Origin of the sequence: Sphingobacterium anhuiense, from assembly GCF_042686355.1 — a bacterium.
Classification (GTDB): Bacteria; Bacteroidota; Bacteroidia; order Sphingobacteriales; family Sphingobacteriaceae; genus Sphingobacterium; species Sphingobacterium anhuiense.
Genome location: NZ_JBHUPE010000026.1, coordinates 1 through 686 on the forward strand (window position 1 = coordinate 1; position 686 = coordinate 686).

At 32.9% G+C, this 686-nt stretch carries 1 protein-coding gene; it reads right to left on the bottom strand.

From position 1 onward, the window contains the following. Positions 1 to 659, bottom strand: a 659-nt coding sequence (locus ACFS6I_RS24455) for an IS3 family transposase (RefSeq protein ID WP_380924465.1), incomplete at its 3' end; no start/stop codon positions are given. Positions 660 to 686 lie beyond the last annotated feature (27 nt).

Genomic DNA, 686 nt, shown 5'->3' on the forward strand with positions numbered 1-686 from the left:
CAAGTAAGGATTTTTTGTTTATGTACTTGACTAGGTGTTTTATATTTTAATGCAGTATGTGGCCTTCTATTATTATATAATTTCACTGATTGCCTAATCATGGTGTTTGCTTGTTTTATGTTTTTAGGCCTGCTAATCATAAACTCATTTTTCAATATACCATTTATCCTCTCAGCAAGAGCATTTTGATAACAATCATGACCATCAGTCATGGAGCAAGTAATGTTGTTTTTACGATGTATTTCTTGATATTGCATTGAACAATATTGTAATCCTCTATCCGAATGATGTATCAAAGGAAGATGGCTTGTTCTTGATTTAATAGCCATTTTTAATGCTTTAGCGACACCATCAGTGCTTAAATCATGATGTAAATGAAATCCTAGAATTTTTCTAGACCAAGCATCCGTTACTAAACTTAAATAGGCAGTTTTTTCCTTAGTTTGAATATAAGTGATGTCAGAAACCCATATTTCTTCTGCTCTGACAGCTTTTTTCTCTTTTAGAAGATTGGGGTACTTATGCAACCAATGTTTTGAATTGGTTGTTTTGATATAACTTCTTGCGGGCTTTATTAATAAATGTTCCGAACGTAAGAAATTGAACAGCGCATCTCTGCCTATTTTGATGTGAAGCGTATTAAATCGTTCTTTCAACATAAAGTACAGCTTACGCGTTCCTAAACG